This window comes from Streptomyces sp. NPDC002536 (genome assembly GCF_053594995.1).
Genome location: NZ_JBSFWU010000123.1, coordinates 1 through 20,058, shown reverse-complemented (window position 1 = coordinate 20,058; position 20,058 = coordinate 1). Strand labels below are relative to the sequence as shown.

Here is a 20,058-nt window from a genome sequence, read left to right as displayed (position 1 = left end):
GCCAGCCGCACGAGCTGCTTGCGAGCGAGCCCATCCGCCGGGTGACCACGGGCGACCTGCGAATTGAGGGCGGGCGCGAGGCCGCCCGGCGGCGGCGCCGCGGCGGCAGCGTGTCGCTCGGCGACGCGGACGTCGTATCGGTGGGACCGGCCTGGGCGCTGGAAGCGCCACTGGCCTCGGTGGGCTCAATGGAATCGAGCATGCGGGCGGTTCTCCCGTCACGCTCCCGGGCGCCGCGTCGTGTTCCGGCCCGCCGGCCCGCGTGATGAGCGCGGAACCGCCGTCCGGGGCGCGGTCGCCGCACGGGAGCTGTCGTCTCGCTCGCCGGGGCCGAGTCTCGTCGGCACCGGCGAAAGTCTCCTGGTCAGTGCGCCGGCCGGACCGGGTGGCTCCCTGGTGGATCGGCGGCGCGTTCGACGGCCGTCCTTACGCGGGACCTTCCGGCACCTGCTGCGCGGCGCTCGGTCCGGCGGCCGTGGGTGGGGCGGCCGGGGTGGCGTCGCGGTCGGGCGCGAGCGGATCGGTCACCGTGCCGGACTCCTCATCGAGCAGCCCCTGCGCCAGCCTGGTCACCGCTGCGGGGACCGGCGGCGCCAGGTCGGCCACAGCGCGGAGACCGGACAGGACGTCGTCGGGTCGTACGGCGGGTGTCTCATGCCGAACAACCAGCCGCAGTATCGCACAGGCTCCGTCACCGGGCCTATCGGCCGGAGCTTCGAGCGCCTCGAGTCGGGTCACCGCGGCACGGGCGTCGAAGGTCCGCACGCCGTTTTTGGTGCGGCGCTGCACCTCCACGTTCTCCGCCGCGAGGAAGGCGGCCACGGCGCGCCCGGCCTCGGCCGGCTCGACGCCGTCGAGCCGCAGCTCCCACACCGAGGCCTGCAGCCGGTCGGCGAAGGCGGAGGTGCGGGCCTCCACCGCGTCGACGATGTCGAGCCCGTCGGGCAGCGACTCGTCGAGCAGCTCGCGCAGGCGGGCGGGGTCGCGCACCTCGGCGAGCTGGATCTCCAGGTACTCGGCCTCGCTGCCGGTACCGGTCGGTGCGGCGTTGGCGTACGACACCTTCGGGTGCGGGGTGAAGCCGGCCGAGTACGCCATGGGCACCTCGGCCCGGCGCAGAGCCCGCTCGAAGGCGCGCTGGAAGTCGCGGTGGCTGGTGAACCGGAGGCGGCCGCGCTTGGTGTAGCGCAGGCGAATGCGCTGCACCGCGGGTGCGGGCGGCGGGCCTTCGGGCTGTCGCTTGCCCAGTGTCTTCAGTCCTTCGTGAGTTGCGGTCGTACTGCTACCTAGAGTACGTGCCACGAAGGCCCCGCCGGTCCGGCGGGGCCTTCGTGGGAACAGGCGTGCTACTTCACCACGGTCAACGGGAGAAGCTTCTTGCCGGTGGGGCCGATCTGGATCTCGGTCTGCATCTGCGGGCACACGCCGCAGTCGAAGCAGGGGGTCCAGCGGCAGTCCTCGACCTCGGTCTCGTCGAGGGCGTCCTGCCAGTCCTCCCAGAGCCAGTCCTTGTCGAGACCGGAGTCCAGGTGGTCCCAGGGCAGGACCTCCTCGTACGTGCGCTCGCGGGTCGTGTACCAGTCGACGTCCACGCCCTGCGGGGGCAGCGTCTTCCCGGCGCACTCCATCCAGCGGTCGTACGAGAAGTGCTCGCGCCAGCCGTCGAAGCGGCCGCCGGACTCGTAGACCGCGCGGATGACCGAGCCGAGGCGGCGGTCGCCGCGGGAGAGCAGGCCCTCGACGATGCCGGGCTTGCCGTCGTGGTAGCGGAAGCCGATCGAACGGCCGTACTTCTTGTCGCCGCGGATCTTGTCGCGCAGCTTCGCCAGGCGCGCGTCGGTCTCCTCGGCGGACAGCTGCGGCGCCCACTGGAACGGCGTGTGCGGCTTGGGCACGAAGCCGCCGATCGACACCGTGCAGCGGATGTCGTTGGACTTCGAGACCTCGCGGCCCTTCTGGATGACGTTCATCGCCATGTCGGCGATCTGCAGCACGTCCTCGTCGGTCTCCGTGGGCAGGCCGCACATGAAGTACAGCTTCACCTGGCGCCAGCCGTTGCCGTACGCGGTCGCGACGGTCCGGATGAGGTCCTCTTCCGAGACCATCTTGTTGATGACCTTGCGCATGCGCTCGGAGCCGCCCTCGGGGGCGAAGGTCAGACCGGAGCGACGGCCGTTGCGGGTCAGCTCGTTGGCCAGGTCGACGTTGAAGGCGTCCACGCGGGTCGACGGCAGGGAGAGGCCGATCTTGTCGTCCTCGTACCGGTCGGCCAGGCCCTTGGCGACGTCGCCGATCTCGGTGTGGTCGGCGGAGGACAGCGACAGCAGGCCGACCTCCTCGAAGCCGGTCGCCTTGAGGCCCTTCTCGACCATCTCGCCGATGCCGGTGATGCTGCGCTCGCGCACCGGGCGCGTGATCATGCCGGCCTGGCAGAAGCGGCAGCCGCGGGTGCAGCCGCGGAAGATCTCGACGGACATCCGCTCGTGCACGGTCTCGGCGAGCGGGACGAGCGGCTGCTTCGGGTAGGGCCACTCGTCGAGGTCCATGACGGTGTGCTTGGACACACGCCACGGCACGCCGGAGCGGTTGGGCACGACGCGGCCGATGCGGCCGTCGGCCAGGTACTCCACGTCGTAGAACCGGGGGACGTACACGCCGCCCGTCCTCGCGAGACGGAACAGCAGTTCGTCGCGCCCGCCCGGGCGGCCCTCGCTCTTCCAGGCCCGGATGATCTCGGTAATCTCCAGGACGGCCTGCTCGCCGTCGCCGATGACGGCGCAGTCGATGAAGTCGGCGATCGGCTCGGGGTTGAACGCGGCGTGGCCGCCCGCCAGCACGATCGGGTCGTCGAGGCCGCGGTCCTTGGCCTCCAGCGGGATGCCGGACAGGTCCAGGGCCGCGAGCATGTTGGTGTAGCCGAGCTCGGTGGAGAAGCTCAGGCCGAAGACGTCGAAGGCCTTGACCGGCCGGTGCGCGTCCACGGTGAACTGCGGCACGTCGTGCTCGCGCATCAGCGCCTCGAGGTCCGGCCACACGCTGTAGGTGCGCTCGGCGAGGACGCCCTCGCGCTCGTTGAGGACCTCGTACAGGATCATGACGCCCTGGTTGGGCAGTCCGACCTCGTAGGCGTCGGGGTACATGAGTGCCCAGCGCACGTCGCACTCGTCCCAGGGCTTGACGGTGGAGTTGAGCTCTCCGCCGACGTACTGGATGGGCTTCTGGACGTGCGGAAGAAGCGCTTCCAGGCGCGGGAAGACCGACTCGACAGGCATCGCGATGTCTCTCATGAGCGGACAGGGGGGACCCTCAAGGGTAACGCGCCGCAGAAGTCGCCCCTGACGCGTCAAGCGAGCCCCGCCCGCCACCGCTTGTCCGACGCCTCCGCCCACAGGCCGGGCAGCTCGCGCTCGTCCTGCGCGGCCTGCTGCTCCTCGCGCCCGTACAGCAGCCCGAACGTGAACGTCGGCTCCCCGGCGCCGTGCGCCTGGTCGACTATCTCGCGCAGGGCGCCCCGGGCCATCACGCTGTCCTGGTGGTCGCCCAGGAGGGTCTGGACGGACTTCATCTGCCGCGCGAAGCGCCGGGCCGCTCCGCCCAGCGCAGGGGTGGCCGCCTCGGCCGCGTAGCGGGCGCGCTTGGCGGCCTTGCGGGCGTCGTGCAGGGCGGTGTCACGGCCGGGTCCGGGGCCGGCGGCGAGGGCCGCGTCGATGCGGGTGGCCAGCCGGCCGTAGTCGCCGAGGACGGCCTTGGCCAGGACGGGCCGCGGCGGGCGGGCGGCGGCCGGGCGCAGCGGCGGGTCGGCGAGGAGGGCGTCGAGCGCGTCGAGCAGGGCGAGGTAGCGCTTGCTGTCGAGCACTTCGGCCAGCCGCCGGCGCGACCCGGCGCGGCGGCCGCCGGACCAGGCGCGCAGCCGGGCGCGGGCGGGGCCGCGGACGAGGGCGCGCGGCACCTCGTCCAGGCGCTGCCGCAGCCGGTCGGCGAGGACTTCGCGGTCGCGGTCGACGCCCAGCTCGGCGGCGAGCCACTTGAGCTCCTCGCCGAGCGGGTCCGTGGCCCGCCGGTCGAGGACCTTGCGGTACGAGCGGAAGGCGCCGCGCAGCCGTCTCGTGGCGACCCGCATCTGGTGGACGGCGTCCTCGGTGCCGCGGCGGGCGCCGGGGTCCAGGGCGACGACGGCCTCGACCTGCTGCCGCAGATAGTCCAGGACGTGGTCGCCGGCGGAGGCTCTGCCCCCGGCGGGCCTGCGTTCCTCGGCCGCGGCGGCGGCTGCGGTGCCCAGGGCGCGGGAGAGCTTGGAGGGGGCCTTCGAGCGGCGCAGCCCGGCCTTGCGCAGGCGGGGTTCGAGCGCGTCGAAGAGGCCGGGACCGGTGCCCTCGGCCAGCTCGATCTCGTACTCGGTCCACTTGGTGCCGCTCTCGCCGTCCCGCAGGCGGACGGCGCGCACGCGGTCCTCGGTCGCCTCGGCGAGCAGCGTGCCGTGTTCGTCCAGCAGGTGCAGCACCCGGCGGCGGCTGGTGATGCGGACGAGCGGGGTGAGGGCCGAGTCGCGGGTGCGGGAGCGGACGAGGGCGGCGAGGGTGCGGGGGACGCGGGCGGAGAGGGGGGCGCGGATCTCGTCGCGCACTCCCTCGGCGACGGGGAGCTTGAGGTGCCAGCCCGCGTCGGTGCCGCCGGTGCGGCGGCGGAGGGTGATGCCCGCGGCAAGGAGCCGGCGGTCGGCGGTGTCGTAGTAGACGGCGTCCAGTTCCTGCGTCCCCCGGTCGGTGACGGTGGCGACGGGCGCGGCCCCGCTCAGGTCGGGGAACCGGGCCGCGCCCGTATCGTCTCCGGCTTCGTACTTCCGCTCGATCTCTCGCACGGTGTCCGCCATAGGGCGAAATCTAGTGCTCCGGAAGCCCGAGCGGCAGTCCCCGTACCGTCCTCTATGCCGTCACCGGCCGCTGCACCTTGATCGACTGGAGCAGGCCGACGGCGATCCACGCGGCGAACATGGAGGAGCCGCCGTAGGAGACGAAGGGCAGCGGCAGGCCCGTCACGGGCATGATGCCGAGCGTCATGCCGATGTTCTCGAAGCTCTGGAAGGCGAACCAGCCGACGATCCCGGCGGCCACGATCGATCCGTAGAGATCCCCGGCCTCGCGGGCGATCCGGCAGGCGCGCCAGAGCACGACGCCGAGCAACAGGATGACGGCCCCAGCACCGATGAAGCCGAGCTCCTCCCCCGCCACGGTGAAGATGAAGTCGGTCTGCTGCTCGGGGACGAACCGGCCGGTGGTCTGGGGGCCGTGGAAGAGGCCGGAGCCGGTCAGGCCGCCCGAACCGATGGCGATCCGGGCCTGGTTGGTGTTGTAGCCGACGCCGGTGGGGTCGAGGGCGGGGTTGGCGAAGGCGGCGAAACGGTTGATCTGGTAGGTGTCGAGGATCCCGAGCCGCCAGACGAGGAGACAGCCCGCGACGCCCGCGCCGAGCAGGCCCAGGAGCCAGCGCCGGGAGGCTCCGGAGGCGAGCAGCACGGCGAGCACGATCACCACGAGCACCATCACGGAACCCAGGTCGGGCATCAGCAGGATGACGAGCGTGGGCAGGGCGGCCACGCCCAGCGCCCGGACGACGGCGCGGCCGTCGGGGTGGCGCTGTTCGCCGGAGTCCACCTTGGCGGCCAGCATCATGGCCATGCCCAGCGCGATGGTGATCTTGGTGAACTCGGAGGGCTGGACGGAGAATCCGCCGCCGAGCCGGATCCAGGAGCGGGCGCCGTTGATGGTGGCGCCGAGCGGGGTGAGCACGGCGGCCGTGCAGAGCACCGAGGCCGCGTAGAGCAGCGGGACCGCGCCGCGCAGCCGGTGGTGGCCGAGCCGGACGACGCCGAAGGCGAGGGCGAGCCCGATGCCGGTGTTGAGGATGTTGCGCAGCAGGAAGTAGGAGGGGTCGCCGTGGGTGAGCTCGGTACGGCCGCGGGTGGCGGAGTGGACGAGCAGGGTGCTGATGCCGCAGAGGGTGAGGGCGGCGAGCAGCATCACCCAGTCGAGGCGGCGCACGACGGAGTCGCGGGCGGTCAGCCGGGACCAGACGCCGCGCTCGGGTATGAGCCGGCGGACCGGCGGGTGGCCAAGGAGGGTCACCGGCCGTCCTCCCTTCTGCCGGGCGAGGCGGACGGGCCGTCGGACGGGGACGGGGAGCCGGAGGACGAGGACGGGGAGTCCGAGGACGACGCGGAGGGCGACGGCGAGGGCGCGTCGATGTGCTGGGCCTCGATGCTGCCGTCCTTCTCGATCTTCGGCAGCCGGGCCTCCGGGCGCGGCAGGAGCGCCTTCTTCTCGTCGACCTTGCCCTGCCCGTCCACCCCGTAGAGGGCGTTGTAGATGTTGCGCACGGCGGGCCCGGAGGCGCCGGAGCCGGTGCCGCCCTGGGAGATCGTCATCACGACCGTGTAGTCGGAGGTGTAGGTGGCGAACCAGGAGGTGGTCTGCTTGCCGTAGACCTCGGCGGTACCGGTCTTGGCGTGCATGGGGATCTGCTTCTGCGGCCAGCCCTGGAACCGCCAGGCCGCGGTGCCCTGGGTGGCCACGCCCGCGAGCGCCCCGTCGATCTGGTCGCGCAGCTTGGCATCGAAGGGCAGCCGGCCGTGCGAGGTGGGCTTGATCTCGCGGACGTGCTTGCCGTCGGGGCTGACGATGGCCTTGCCGACGCTGGGGTTGTAGAGGGTGCCGCCGTTGCTGATGGCCGCGTAGATGGTGGCCATCTGGATGGGCGTGACGAGCGTGTCGCCCTGGCCGATCGAGTAGTTGACGGAGTCACCGGCGCGCATCCGCATGCCGGACTCACAGTTCTCCTTGGCAATCTTCCCGGCGTAGCTGTCGTCGGTCTTGCCCTGCTTGCACCAGGACTCCTGGTTGGCGTCCCAGTACCGCTTCTTCCACTCGCGGTCCGGGACCCGGCCGCGGACCTCGCCCGGCAGGTCGATGCCGGTCTCCTTGCCGAGGCCGAACTGGTGGGCGGTCTTGTAGAACCAGTCCGCGGGGTGCTTGGGGTTGTTGCCGCCGTCCTTCTGCCACTGGCGGTAGGCCAGGTCGTAGAAGACGGTGTCGCAGGAGACCTCCAGGGCCTGGCCGAGGTCGATGGGCCCGTAGCCCTTGGACTCGTAGTTCTGGAAGACCTGGTTGCCGATGCTGTACGAGCTGGAGCAGTTGTAGTGGTCGGTGAAGGGGTTGCCGGCGGCGACGGCGGCGGTCGTGGAGATCACCTTGAAGATGGAGCCGGGGGCCGCCTGGCCCTGGATCGCCCGGTTGAGCAGCGGGTAGTTCGAGTCCTGCCCGGTGAGCGCCTTGTAGTCCTTGGCGGAGATGCCGCCGACCCAGGCGTTGGGGTCGTAGGTGGGGTTGGAGGCCATGGCCACCACGCGCCCGGTCCTCGACTCCATGACGACGACGGCTCCGGCGTCGGCCTTGTAGGTGGTGCCGGTGTTGCGGTCGACCTCCTTGCGGGCGTCCTTCATCGCCTGGTCCAGCTCGCGTTCCGCTATGGCCTGCACACGGGCGTCGATGCTGGTGACGATGTTGGCGCCGGGCACGGCCTTGTCGCTCCTGGCCTTGCCGATGACGCGGCCGAGGTTGTCGACCTCGTAACGGGTGACGCCGGCCTTGCCGCGCAGGTCGCCGTCGTACTGCCGCTCCAGACCCGAGCGGCCGACCTGGTCGGAGCTCATCAGCGGGGTGCTGGTCTTCTTGGCCTCCTTGACCTCGTCGTCGGTGACGGGCGAGAGGTAGCCGAGGACCTGGGCCGTGTTGGAGCCGCCGGGGCCGCTGTAGCGGCGCACGGCGGTGGGTTCGGCGGTGATGCCGGGGAAGTCCTCGGCGCGCTCGCGGATCTGCAGGGCCTGCTGGGTGGTGGCCTGGTCGGTGACCGGGATCGGCTGGTACGGGGAGCCGGCCCAGCACGGCTTGGGGGTCTTGGCGTCGCACAGCCGCACCTTGGCCGCGAGCTCCTCGGTCGGCATGCCCAGCACCCCGGCGAGACGGCCGAGGACGGACTTGCCCTTGTCCTTCATCCGCATCAGGTCGGTGCGGTTGGCGGAGACGACCAGGCGGGTCTCGTTGTCGGCGAGCGGCACTCCGCGGGCGTCGAGGATCGAGCCGCGGGTGGCGGGGGCGACGACCTGCTGGATGTGGTTGTTGGCGGCCTCGGCGGTGTACTGGTCGCCGTTGCGGATCTGCAGGTACCAGAGACGGCCGCCGAGGGTGAGCAGAAGCGAGACGACGAGGATCTGAAGGATGATCAGGCGGATCGTGACCCGTGAGACCCGCCCGCTCTCCGGCACCTTGGGCACCTTGCTCACAGCCGCTTGACCCCCTTCACACCCTTGATGCCCTTGATCCGCCCCGGCCTGCGCACCGACGTGAGCATGCCCGGGCTGCGCCGGCCGCCGATGCCGCCGCCCCGGCCGCCGCGGAAGGCGCTGCGCAGCCCGCCGCGGAAGCCGCCGCTGGAGACCCGGAAGCTGCCGCCGGACATCCGGCCGTACCCGCCGTCGCCCGCGCCCGCCGTGACGGGCGTGCCGTCGCCGGTGAGCGCGTCGCCCACGGTGCGCCGGGCCAGTGCCATGATCACCGGCACGGTGAAGGGGGCGAGCAGCAGGTCGTAGAGCGCGGCGGTGAACACCAGCCCGGTGAGGCCCACATGGCGGGCGGCGGTGTCGCCGACGAGGGCGCCGACGCCCGCGTAGAGCAGGGTGGAGACGACGGCCGCGCCCGCCACGACGACCATGGGCAGGGTGGCCGAACGCAGCTGCCCGCTCTCGGGTTTGGCGAGGCCGACGAGGTAGCCGACGACGCACAGCACCAGGGCGTAGCGGCCGGTGGCGTGGTCGGCGGGCGGCGCGAGGTCGGCGAGCAGCCCGGCGCCGAAGCCGACGAGGGCGCCGGCGGTGTGCCCGTAGACCAAGCCGAGCCCGACGACCACGAGGAGCAGCAGGTCGGGGACGGCTCCGGGCAGATGCAGCCGGGCGAAGACGCTCACCTGCACGACGAGGGCCACCATCACGAGCACCGTCGAGAGCAGGATCCGGTTGAGACGCATCGTCAGTCCTGGGGTCAATCGCTCGGGGAGGCGGAGGGTGCGGGGGAAGCCGTGACGGTCACGGTGGGGGCGGGCTTGGGGGCTTCCGGCTTGGGCGGCAGGACGGTGTCGCGCGGGTCCTCGCGGGGCGGCTGGACGACGACGCCGACGAGGTCGAGCTTGCTGAAGCCGACGAAGGGACGCACCTGGAGGGTGCGGGTCAGCCCGCCGCCGGAGGGCTCGACGCGGACGACCTCGCCGACGGGGACGCCGGGGACGAAGGGCTTGTCCCTGCTGGAGCCGAAGGTCACCAGGCGGTCGCCGCGGTGCACGGAGGCCTTGCCGTTGAGGAGTTCGACGCGCAGGGTGCTGTCTCCCTGGCCGTTGGCGAAGCCGAGTTCGCCGCTCTTCTCCATGCGGGTGCCGACGGTGAACTTGGGGTCGCTGGCGAGCAGCACGGTGGAGGTGGAGGGGGCGACGGTGGTGACGCGGCCGACGAGGCCGTCGCCGTTCATGACGGTCATGTCGCGCTTGACGCCGTCGTTGCTGCCGATGTCGATCGTGACGGTCCAGGAGAAGCCCTGGGCCGCTCCTATGGCGATGACCTGGGCGCCCTTGATGCCGTACTGTCCGGCGCCCGCGGTCTTCAGCAGGCGGTCGAGATCGCGGAGCCGGCCCTTGTTGCGGTCGTCGCTGCCGAGCCGCTGCTTGAGGGCGGTGTTCTCGCGCTCCAGCGCGGTGATGCGACGGCTGCGGTCGCCGGAGTCCCGCACGGCGGCAAGGGCGTTGCCGACGGGGTCGACGGCGGCGGCGACACCTTTCTCCACGGGGCCGAAGGCGGAGGCTGCCGCATGCCGGGCACCGTCGAGCGGGGACTGCTCACCGCCGCGGATGTCCACCGTGATCAGCGCAAAGGCGATCGCGATCAGCAGCACCAGCAGCAGCCGGCTCTCTCGTGTGTCCCTCACGTGCGGCGGCGTGCCCTTCTCGTCGGACCGTTCCGCTGCGGGCACGGACGGTCATCGGAAGCGTTCTGCCTGTATATCAGGTTGTTTCCCGGCGGCGGGGGTGCACCGGGCGCCGCGGTGACCGCCGCCCGCCGCCGGGTGGGCGGCGGGCTGGCTCCTGCCTCACCGCCGGGGCTGGGCGTCCAGGACCTGCTGCAGGGCCTCGAACTCCTCGACGCACTTGCCGGAGCCGAGGGCGACCGAGTCCAGCGGGTCCTCGGCGATGTGGATCGGCATGCCCGTCTCGCGGCGCAGCCGCTCGTCCAGGCCGCGCAGCAGGGCACCCCCGCCGGTAAGAACGATGCCGCGGTCCATGACGTCACCCGACAGCTCGGGCGGGCACTTGTCGAGCGTGGTCTTGACGGCGTCGACGATGGAGTTGACGGGCTCCTCGATGGCCTTGCGGACCTCGGCCGCCGAGATCACCACGGTCTTGGGCAGACCACTGACCAGGTCGCGGCCGCGGATCTCAGTGTGCTCGTCCTGCTCGAGGTCGTACGCCGAGCCGATGGTGATCTTGATCTGCTCGGCGGTGCGCTCGCCGAGGAGGAGGCTGTACTCCTTCTTGATGTGCTGGATGATCGCGTTGTCCAGCTCGTCGCCCGCGACCCGGATGGACTGGGCCGTGACGATGCCGCCGAGCGAGATGACCGCGACCTCGGTGGTGCCGCCGCCGATGTCGACGACCATGTTGCCGGTGGCCTCGTGGACGGGCAGGCCCGAGCCGATCGCGGCGGCCATCGGCTCCTCGATGATGTGCACCTGACGGGCGCCGGCCTGGGTGGAGGCCTCGATCACGGCCCGGCGCTCGACCCCGGTGATGCCGGAGGGCACACAGACCACCACGCGCGGACGGGCCATCCAGCGGCGCTTGTGGATCTTGAGGATGAAGTAGCGGAGCATCCGCTCGGTGATCTCGAAGTCGGCGATCACGCCGTCCTTGAGCGGACGGACGGCGACGATGTTCCCCGGGGTGCGGCCGATCATCTTCTTGGCCTCGGCGCCCACTGCGAGGATCCCGCCGGTGTTGGTGTTGATGGCGACGACAGACGGCTCGTTGAGGACGATCCCGCGGCCTCTGACGTACACCAGCGTGTTGGCGGTCCCGAGGTCGACAGCCATGTCACGGCCGATGAACGACATATTGTTCCCCATGAGGATACGTCTGGCCTTCCCAACTGGAGCGATTGCTTACTTGAGGTCGGCAGGTGGTGCGCTGCGGGCGCGGGAGCACTTCATCGTAGTCTCGCGCGGCGGTGGGGGGCGGCGCGAGGGTTCCTCCGCCATTGTCGGCAGAACACCAGCGCGCCCCCGTAATGGTGACGTCGTGTCGGAGTGAGAGGTTCCCTCGTTCGCTCCGCATATGCCGGAGGGCGACCGACAATTAATCGGTCGCCCCTGATCAGAATGGGTCCATCTCTGATCGGCTATCAGGCGAGGCCAGGAAAGAAAATCTTGATTTCCCGCTCTGCGGACTCCTCGGAGTCCGAGGCGTGGATGAGGTTCTCGCGGGTGATGGTGCCGAAGTCGCCACGGATCGAGCCGGGGGCCGCCGCGATCGGGTCCGTCGGACCGGCCAGGGCGCGGACGCCCTCGATCACGCGCTCACCCTCGACGACCATGGCCACGACCGGGCCGGAGGCCATGAAGCCCATCAGCGGCTCGTAGAAGTCACGGCCCTCGTGCTCGGCGTAGTGCTGCTCCAGGGTGCCGCGGTCCAGGGTGCGCAGCTCCAGCGCGCCGATCGTCCAGCCCGCCTTGCGCTCGATCCGGCCGACGATCTCACCGATCAGGCCACGCCGGACGGCGTCGGGCTTGAGAAGGACGAGGGTGCGCTGGCTCATGTGTGCGGCTCCTTGTGATCACGTGTGTAGTTGCGGCAGAGGGTACCGGGTGCGCTCCGCGCGGGTCACGTCGTGTCTGCAACTGCGGGCCGGTTGTGGCTGGTCGCGCAGTTCCCCGCGCCCCTGACGGGGCGCGGTCACGCCGTTTCCGGCGCGGCCTCCTCGCTCATGCGCGCGAAGCGCGCCTTCGCTTCGTCGATCTTGCGGCCGAAATGGACCGAACACCACCACAGGCCGGCGAAGACGACGCCGAGGATGAACATCACCGGGATCACGAAACCGCTCGCGATCAATGCGGCCTGGAGGGCCCAGCCGAGCTGTATCCCGCCGGGCCTGGTGATCATTCCGCAGAGCAGCACGCTCAGCACCATCGTGATCCCGCAGACCGCCCAGACCGAGCCCATGGACAGGCTCGGATCCTTCATGGCGACCAGACCGGCGAATCCGATGACGAAGAATTCACCGATCAGAGTGCTCGCGCACAGCGTCCGCATCTCACTTCCTTCCCAGGAGCAGCCGGGCCTCGCCGACCGTGATCACCGAGCCGGCCACCAGCACACCGGCGCCCGCGTACTCGTCCTCCTCCTCGGCGAGGGTGATCGCCGCCTCCAGGGCGTCGTCCAGGCGCGGCTCGACCTGCACCCGCTCGGCGCCGAAGACCTCCACGGCCACGGCGGCGAGCTCGTCGGCGTCCATGGCGCGCTGGGTGGAGTTGCGGGTGATGACGACCTCGGCGAAGACCGGCTCGAAGGCCTCCAGCAGGCCGCGCACGTCCTTGTCGGCGCTGGCGCCGATCACTCCGATGAGACGGCTGAAACCGAACGCCTCGCCCACCGCCTCGGCGGTTGCACGGGCGCCCGCGGGGTTGTGCGCGGCGTCCAGCACCACCGTGGGGCTGCGGCGCACCACTTCGAGCCGGCCGGGCGAGGTGACGGAGGCGAAGGCCCGGCGCACGGTGTCGAGGTCGAGCGTGCGGGCGTGCTCCGAGCCGATGCCGAAGAACGCCTCGACCGCGGCCAGCGCGACGGCGGCGTTGTGCGCCTGGTGGGCGCCGTAGAGCGGGAGGAAGACCTCCGGGTAGTCCCCGCCGAGGCCGCGCAGCGTCAGCAGCTGGCCGCCGACGGCGACCTCGCGGCCGGTGACGCCGAACTCCATGCCCTCGCGGGCCACCGTGGCGTCGACGTCGACCGCGCGCTTGAGGAGCACCTGCGCCGCGTCCACCGGCTGCTGGGCGAGCACCACCGTGGCGTCGGGCTTGATGATGCCGCCCTTCTCCTGGGCGATCTCGCCGGGCGTGGAGCCGAGCCGGTCGGTGTGGTCGAGGGCGATCGGGGTGACCACGGCGACCGTGCCGTCCACGACGTTCGTCGCGTCCCACGAGCCGCCCATGCCGACCTCGACGACCGCCACGTCCACCGGGGCGTCGGCGAAGGCCGCGTAGGCCATGCCGGTGAGCACCTCGAAGAAGGAGAGGCGGTGCTCCTCACGCTCGTCGACCATCTGGACGTACGGGAGGATGTCGCGGTACGTCTCGATGAAGCGCTCGGCCGGGATCGGGGCGCCGTCCAGGCTGATGCGCTCGGTCACGGACTGGACGTGCGGGCTGGTGTAGCGGCCGGTGCGCAGGTCGAAGGCGGCCAGCAGGGCCTCGATCATGCGGGCGGTGCTGGTCTTGCCGTTGGTGCCGGTGATGTGGATCGAGGGAAAGGCACGCTGCGGCTGGCCGAGGATGTCCATCAGCGCCTCGATGCGCGCCAGCGAGGGGTCGAGCTTGGTCTCGCCCCAGCGCCCCGCCAGCTCGGCCTCCACCTCGCGCAGCGCCCGGTCCACCTCCGGGTCCTCGGGGCGGGCCGGCACGGCATCGCCCTGCGGGGGTCCGGCCATGGCGCGCAGGGTGCGGCTGCCGGCCTCGATCACCGCCAGATCGGGGTCGCGGTCCGTCTCGGCTTCCACGATCTCGGCAAACTCGTCGGCTTCGCCGGAGTTGCCGGATTCATGATCGCCGGTCTCGTCGTTCAGGGGGCGCTCGCTCACGGCGTCCAGTCTACGGAGCCGGTCCGACAGACCCGGCAAGGGCCGTTCCCGGAGCCGTCCAAGCGGAGCAGAACATTCCGGAATGCCCTAGGTTTTTGTCCGTGGATGAGGAGAAAAGTCCACGCGGCTGCGACCCGCACGACTGCGAACACCGGGACCGCCTGCAGGCGGTCCTGGAGGCGCTGCCCGCCGGACTGCTCCTGCAGAGCCCGGCGGACGAGGTGCTGGCGGTCAACCGCCGGTTCGTCGAGATGTTCGACCTGGAGGGCCGGGCCGACCTCTCCCCCGGCGCCTCCGTGCGGCCCCTCGTCCCCCTCGTCCGGGCCTTCTTCACCGCCGACTTCTCCGGCCCCAGCACGCCCGGCGAGATCCTCGCGCGCCGCCACACCCACCGCGTCGCCGAGATCCCCCTCGTCGACGGGCGCACCATCCGCCGCCAGGTCGAGCCGCTGCGCCGGGACCATGAGTACCTCGGCGGGCTGTGGCTGTGCATCGACATCACCGAGCGCAAACGCCGCGAGCACGACGCCGAGCGCGACAACGCCGAGCTCACCGAGCTGGCCCGGCAGCGCAACTCCTTCACCGCCGCCGCCTCGCACGAGCTGCGCACCCCGCTCTCCTCGATCCTCAGCTTCTGCGACCTGCTGCGGGACCCGAACTTCGGCGCGCTCACGGACGAGCAGTCCGAGCTCCTCGACGCCGTCCACCGCAACGCCGACCGGATGCAACGCGTCATCGCCGACCTGCTGCTCACCACCCGGATGCGGGCCACCGGGCCGGAGCTGGAGTTCGGGCCCGTCGACGTGCCCGCGATGCTGCGGGACGCGGTCATGGACCACATGGCCCGGGGCGCGGGCAGCGCCTCCCCCGTCTTCACCGTCCTGGACTGCGCCCCCGGCCCCGTCCTGCGCGGCGACCGGCACCGGCTCCACCACGTGCTGGGCAACCTGCTGGAGAACGCGGCCAAGTTCACCCCGCCCGACGGGCGGATCACCGTCACGGCGGCACCGCACGGCGACCACTGGCTGATCGAGGTCGCCGACACCGGGATCGGCATCCCCGAGGCCTCCCGCGACGAGATCTTCAACGGCTTCGTCCGGGCGCCCAACGCCCAGACCGGCGGCTACCCGGGCACCGGGCTGGGCCTCGCGATCAGCCGGACGGTCGTGGAGCAGCACGGCGGCACACTGACCGCCGGGGGCCGCGAGGGCGAGGGCGCGGTCTTCACCATCCGGCTGCCGGCCGGGGGGCCGGAATGACCCGGGTGCTCGTCGTCGAGGACGACCCCGACCTCGCGCTCGCGCTGCGCACCCTCCTGACGCGCGCGGGGTACGAGGTCATCCAGGCCGACAACGGGCGCGACGGGCTGCGCCTGCTCTTCGCCGAGCGGCCCGCGCTGATGCTCCTCGACATCGGCCTGCCCGAGCTCAACGGCTGGCAGGTGCTGGAGCGCACCCGGGACATGAGCGACCTGCCCGTCCTGCTGCTGACCGCCCGGGGCGCCGAGACCGACCGGGTGCGCGGCCTGCGCGCCGGGGCGGACGACTACCTGCCGAAACCGTTCGGCAACGACGAGCTGCTGGCCCGGGTCGAGGCCCTGCTGCGGCGCAGCGCGCCCGCCGCCGGCTGGGCCGGCGACTCCTTCGGCGACGACGGGCTGCGGCTGGTGCCGGAACGCCGCTCGGCGGTGTGGCAGGGCCAGGAGGCGCGGCTGAGCGACATCGAGTACCGGCTGCTGCAGCTGCTCGTCCGCAACCGGGGCCGGGTGATCACGACGGACCAGCTGCTGGACCGGGTCTGGGACGACCCGGAGGGGACGGGGCGGGAGCGGGTGAAGTTCGCCGTGATGCGGTTGCGGCGCAAATTGCGCCAGGCGGCCGGGGATGAGGCGGCGGACCCCCTGGAGGCGGTCAGGGGGCTGGGGTACCGGTACCGGGGCTGAGGGCCCCGTAAGGGGCGCGAGGAACTGCGCGACCGGCCACAGTCGGCCCGCACCAGGATCACGGGACTTTGGTCCCGCAAACCAATCGCTACCGTCCGGCAACCGAACCCCATCCGGCGACGCAACCGTCGCCCCACAGGCTCTGGAGCTGTCACCACCCCCGTCAGCCCCAGGAGCCACCGTATGTCCCTGCCGCCCCGCAGCATCGCCATCGTCCTCGGTACCCGTCCCGAGCTCGTGAAGCTCACGGACCTGTGCCGGCTCCTGGGACCCGCCGCCCACCTGATCCACACCGGGCAGCACTACGACGAGGCGCTGTCGGGCCGGTTCCTGACCGAGCTCGGGCTGCCGGAGCCCACCTTCCTCACCGGGGTCGGCGGGCAGCCGCGCGCCGTGCAGATATCCGCCGCGCTCGGCCAGCTCGACGAGCTGTTCACCGCCGAGCCGCCGCTCGCCGTCGTCGTCCAGGGCGACACCAACGCCTCCCTCGCCGGCGCGCTGGCCGCCAACGCCCACGGCATCCCGCTGCTGCACGTCGAGGCCGGGCTGCGCAGCCACGACCGCAACATGCCCGAGGAGCACAACCGCGTGCTCATCGACCGCATCGCCGACGTACTGTGCGCCGCCACCGAGGACAACCGCGCCAACCTGCTCGCCGAGGGCATCGACGACGCGCGCATCGCCGTCACCGGCAACACCGTGGTCGAGGCCGTGCACGGCCAGCTCCCGGACGCCGCCGAGCGCTCGGCACTGCTCGCACGGCACGGGCTGACCGCCGACGCGTACGTCCTGGCGACCGTCCACCGCCCCGAGAACACCGACTCCGCCGACGCCCTGCGCGCCATCCTCACCGAGCTCGGCGCCCTGGCCACGGCCGACCGTCCGGTCGTGCTGCCGCTGCACCCGCGCACCCGGGCCCGGATCGAGGCCGCGGGGCTGACGGACCTGCTCGCCCCGCTCACGGTGAGCGCCCCGCTGGGCTACTCCGAGTTCCTCGCCCTGGCCCGGCACTCCGCGCTGCTGGTGTCCGACTCCGGCGGCATCCAGGAGGAGTGCACCGTGCTGGGCCGCCCGCTGGTCGTCGTGCGCCGCTCGACCGAACGGCCCGAGGCCATGACCGACTTCGCGGACCTGGTGGAGCCGGGCCCGGCGATCGGCGAAGCCGCCCGGCGGCGACTGGCGGAGGGCCCCGCGGGCCTGACCCGCCTTGCGGCCCTGCCGAGCCCCTTCGGGGACGGCACCGCGTCCGAGCGGATCGTCGCGCTGCTGACGACGGTCACCGCTCCGCAGCAGCTGGCCGCCGCCGCATAACGGCCGCCCCGCCGCCGCACGTCCGCCCCTCGATCTTCCCGGAGCTCCACCCCCGCATGTTCTCCAGCCCCTTCCTGCTCGCGTTCCCCTTCTTCCTCCTCCTCTGCTTCCTCCTCTACTGGGCCGGTGCCCGCCACGCCTACCTGCGGCGGCCCGCCGCCGAGCCCGGCAACGCCGACGCCCTCGACTGGCACTTCTTCGTCCCCTGCCGGGACGAGGAGGCGGTCGTCGGGACGACCGTCGGCCGGCTGCGCGCCGACCACCCCCGCGCGCACGTCTGGGTCATCGACGACGACAGCGAGGACCGCACCGGCGCCATCGTCGCCGGGCTCGCCGAGGAGGACCGCCGCGTCCACCTCGTGCGCCGCCACCGCCCCAACGCCCGCCAGGGCAAGGGCGCGGCGCTGAACGCCGCGTACGACGAGCTGAACCAGTTCCTGGCGAAGGACACCGACCGCGAGCGCGTCGTCGTGTGCGTCATCGACGCCGACGGCCAGCTCGACCCCGACGCCCTGGACATCGTCAGCGGCCCGGCCGGCTTCGGCGACCCCGAGACCGGCGGCGTGCAGGTCAGCGTCCGGATGCGCAACGCCGGCGAGCCCCGTCCGCTCCCGGACCGCGGCCGCGTGCGCAACGCCTTCGCCCGGCTCCTGGTCCGCATGCAGGACATGGAGTTCTCCGTCTCCAACGCCGGCATGCAGTTGCTGCGCGGCCGCACCGGCTCCGTCGGCCTCGGCGGCAACGGCCAGTTCACCCGCCTCGCCTCCCTGGACCGCATCGCCGCCGCCGAGCGGCGCCCCTGGCAGCGCGGTGCCCTGCTGGAGGACTACGAGCTCGGCCTGCACATGATCCTCACCGGTGACCGCATATCCCACATAGCCGACACCTGGGTCTCCCAGGAGGGCCTGCCGCACGGCCGCCGCTTCCTCACCCAGCGCACCCGCTGGGCGCAGGGCAACCTGCAGTGCGTCCGCTACGCGCCGCGCATCGTCTCCTCGCGCCACTACGGCGGCAAGGGCGTCCTGGAGACGCTCTACACCTTCCTCCAGCCCGTCGCCCACCTGGTCACGCTCGCGCTCTGCGCCGTGATGTTCGTCCTCCTCGGCCTCACCGCCGCCGAGAACGGCCCCGGCGAGGCGTTCGGCGGCATGCTGGCCGTGTGGCCGCTGGTGCTCGCGCTGGCCGTGGTCTCGGTCATGCCGTTCGTGCTGTGGGGCCCGGTCTACCGCCGGGACCGTGCGCCCGAGGCCTCGTTCCTGGCCGCCCTGCTGTGGGGCCTGGCGCTGTGGCTGTACGCGTACCACCTCTTCCCGGCCTCCGCCCGCGGCTTCGTGCGGATGCTGCGCGGCCGCAACGGCTGGGCGAAGACGCGGCGCAACGCCGAGACGGTCGAGTCGGGCCCGGTCGCCATCGAGGCCTGAGAGGCCTGAGCAGCCTGAGAAGTACGTCACTTTTACAACTCCAGAAGCAACCTTCACTCCCGTTCCGCCATCTGACCGCCGGTGTTATTCATGCCCGGAACCGGTTCCGGGTGGCGGAACGGAGCGTTGTGCGCACCCGACAACTCAGCAATCGGATGCACTTGTTGCTGCTGACTGCGTGGACCGTGCTGTGGTTCGCCGTGGTGGAGCCCAGCGGCGGCTTCTCCTGGCACTACCTGCGCACCGGCGGCGAGCTGATCTACAACGGATCCGACGGCACCGGAGGCCTCAACCTCTACGCCCACCACCCCGAACTCCAGATGGGCCCGATCAGCTTCCTGGTCGCGGGGTTGTTCAACCCCTTCTCGGAGCACGCCGGCCAGTTCCTCGCGGCCGCGCTGATGTCCGTCCTCGGCCTGGTGATCGTGGTACTGGCCGGGCGCAGCGCCGCCATCCACTTCCTCGGCACGGGCACCAACCACCAGCGGCTGCGGCAGCGCGTGCTGATCGCCGGTGCGGCGTTCATCCCCATGTGGATCGAGGTCTCGGTCCGCTTCGGGCACCTCGACGACGTACTCGCCCTGTTCTTCACGGCGTTGGCCGTGTGGTTCCTGACGCGCTGCAACGCCGCCGGCGTCGGCGCCTGCCTCGCCCTGGCGATGGACTCCAAGCCGACCGCGCTGGCCTTCCTGCCGCTGATCCTCGCCCTGCCCCGGGAACGCTGGATGCGGGCCGTGCTGTGGTGCGTGGGGCTGGTGGCCGTCGCCTGGCTGCCGTTCTTCGTCATGGACCCGCACTCCTTCGCCGCCGCGAAGTTCACCATCCCCAACAACCCCGCGTCCGCGCTGCGCTGGCTGGGCGCCAACGACCCCGAGACGCCCGACTGGGCCCGCCCCGCACAGGCCGCACTGGGCCTCGCGCTGGGCGCGATCGCGGTGTGGCGGGGGCGCTGGGCGGCGGTCGTGCTGCTGGGCGCCAACGCCCGGATCGTCCTCGACCCCAGCGTCTACACCTACTACACGGCCTCCGTGCTGCTCGGCACCCTGCTGTGGGACGTCTGCGGACAGCGGCGCCTGGTGCCGTGGTGGAGCTGGATCGCACTGATCGTGCTCTACGGCAGCGTGTTCATCGTCCCGGACGACTCCGCACGCGGGTTCATCCGCCTCGTCTTCGTGGCGGTCTCCACGCTGTACGTGCTCTTCGCCCCGGTCCGCGACCGCCGCGAACGCAACAAGGACAGACCCCTCAACCGCCTGGAGGAGGAGCCTGTGCAGGGCCCATGGGGCCCGATGTGGGACCCGGGCCGCACGAGGCCGTGGGAACGCAGATAGCAAAATCCCCGCGCCCCGTAAGGGGGCGCGGGGATTTTTCAATGGGCGCGCATACCGCGCCCCGTAAGGGGCGCGGGGCTGTTACATCATGCGGCTCCGCCGCGTGGGCGCGAT

At 71.9% G+C, this 20,058-nt stretch carries 17 protein-coding genes; 6 read left to right on the top strand and 11 right to left on the bottom strand.

Annotated elements, in window-relative coordinates; genetic code table 11:
• Positions 1-266 (top strand): hypothetical protein (locus ACWD4B_RS30985; protein WP_451423869.1); only part of this gene is annotated, 266 nt, incomplete at its 5' end.
• A 160-nt stretch (positions 267-426) separates the two neighbouring features.
• Here ACWD4B_RS30985 and ACWD4B_RS30980 read toward each other — a convergent pair.
• The 11 genes from ACWD4B_RS30980 to folC form a co-directional block, all read right to left on the bottom strand.
• Positions 427-1,206, bottom strand: a complete 780-nt coding sequence (locus ACWD4B_RS30980; RefSeq protein WP_451423868.1) for a TIGR03936 family radical SAM-associated protein — start codon at positions 1,204-1,206, stop codon at positions 427-429.
• Positions 1,207-1,346: 140 nt separating this feature from the next.
• On the bottom strand, positions 1,347-3,272 hold the full coding sequence (locus ACWD4B_RS30975; RefSeq protein ID WP_451423872.1) for a TIGR03960 family B12-binding radical SAM protein: 1,926 nt from the start codon (positions 3,270-3,272) through the stop codon (positions 1,347-1,349).
• 71 nt (positions 3,273-3,343) lie between these two features.
• Positions 3,344-4,870 carry a CYTH and CHAD domain-containing protein gene (locus tag ACWD4B_RS30970; protein WP_451423867.1) on the bottom strand — a complete coding sequence of 509 codons (1,527 nt, stop codon included), beginning with the start codon at positions 4,868-4,870 and terminating at the stop codon, positions 3,344-3,346.
• A gap of 52 nt (positions 4,871-4,922) precedes the next feature.
• Positions 4,923-6,122, bottom strand: a complete 1,200-nt coding sequence (gene rodA, locus ACWD4B_RS30965) for a rod shape-determining protein RodA (protein WP_451423866.1) — start codon at positions 6,120-6,122, stop codon at positions 4,923-4,925.
• On the bottom strand, positions 6,119-8,326 hold the full coding sequence (gene mrdA / locus ACWD4B_RS30960) for a penicillin-binding protein 2 (protein ID WP_451423871.1): 2,208 nt from the start codon (positions 8,324-8,326) through the stop codon (positions 6,119-6,121). Before mrdA ends, rodA begins: the two co-directional genes overlap by 4 nt.
• A 5-nt stretch (positions 8,327-8,331) precedes the next feature.
• Positions 8,332-9,075, bottom strand: coding sequence for a rod shape-determining protein MreD (gene mreD / locus ACWD4B_RS30955; protein ID WP_451423865.1), 744 nt, complete (start codon positions 9,073-9,075; stop codon positions 8,332-8,334).
• A 14-nt stretch (positions 9,076-9,089) separates the two neighbouring features.
• Positions 9,090-10,022: a rod shape-determining protein MreC gene (mreC, locus tag ACWD4B_RS30950; protein ID WP_336411633.1), complete on the bottom strand. Its 933-nt coding sequence runs from the start codon at positions 10,020-10,022 to the stop codon at positions 9,090-9,092.
• Between the two features lie 162 nt (positions 10,023-10,184).
• A complete protein-coding gene (locus ACWD4B_RS30945) occupies positions 10,185-11,204 on the bottom strand; it encodes a rod shape-determining protein (protein ID WP_004950903.1) in 1,020 nt (339 codons plus the stop codon).
• 287 nt (positions 11,205-11,491) lie between these two features.
• Positions 11,492-11,905, bottom strand: a complete 414-nt coding sequence (ndk, locus tag ACWD4B_RS30940; RefSeq protein ID WP_390780226.1) for a nucleoside-diphosphate kinase — start codon at positions 11,903-11,905, stop codon at positions 11,492-11,494.
• A gap of 137 nt (positions 11,906-12,042) precedes the next feature.
• Positions 12,043-12,399, bottom strand: coding sequence for a DUF4233 domain-containing protein (locus tag ACWD4B_RS30935; protein WP_451423864.1), 357 nt, complete (start codon positions 12,397-12,399; stop codon positions 12,043-12,045).
• 1 nt (position 12,400) lies between these two features.
• Entirely contained in the window at positions 12,401-13,939 is a 1,539-nt protein-coding gene (gene folC, locus ACWD4B_RS30930) for a bifunctional tetrahydrofolate synthase/dihydrofolate synthase (protein WP_451423863.1), read from the bottom strand.
• 101 nt (positions 13,940-14,040) lie between these two features.
• Here folC and ACWD4B_RS30925 point away from each other — a divergent pair, with 101 nt between their 5' ends.
• The 5 genes from ACWD4B_RS30925 (at position 14,041) to ACWD4B_RS30905 (ending at position 19,944) form a co-directional block, all read left to right on the top strand.
• Entirely contained in the window at positions 14,041-15,198 is a 1,158-nt protein-coding gene (locus ACWD4B_RS30925) for an ATP-binding protein (protein ID WP_451423862.1), read from the top strand.
• Positions 15,195-15,881 carry a response regulator transcription factor gene (locus tag ACWD4B_RS30920; protein ID WP_451423861.1) on the top strand — a complete coding sequence of 229 codons (687 nt, stop codon included), beginning with the start codon at positions 15,195-15,197 and terminating at the stop codon, positions 15,879-15,881. Before ACWD4B_RS30925 ends, ACWD4B_RS30920 begins: the two co-directional genes overlap by 4 nt.
• A 183-nt stretch (positions 15,882-16,064) precedes the next feature.
• The gene (gene wecB / locus ACWD4B_RS30915; protein ID WP_451423860.1) at positions 16,065-17,192 is read left to right on the top strand and encodes a non-hydrolyzing UDP-N-acetylglucosamine 2-epimerase; all 1,128 of its coding nucleotides are present in this window, start codon (positions 16,065-16,067) and stop codon (positions 17,190-17,192) included.
• A 56-nt stretch (positions 17,193-17,248) separates the two neighbouring features.
• Entirely contained in the window at positions 17,249-18,613 is a 1,365-nt protein-coding gene (locus tag ACWD4B_RS30910; protein WP_451423859.1) for a glycosyltransferase, read from the top strand.
• Between the two features lie 155 nt (positions 18,614-18,768).
• The gene (locus ACWD4B_RS30905) at positions 18,769-19,944 is read left to right on the top strand and encodes a hypothetical protein (protein ID WP_451423870.1); all 1,176 of its coding nucleotides are present in this window, start codon (positions 18,769-18,771) and stop codon (positions 19,942-19,944) included.
• Positions 19,945-20,058: the final 114 nt, after the last annotated feature.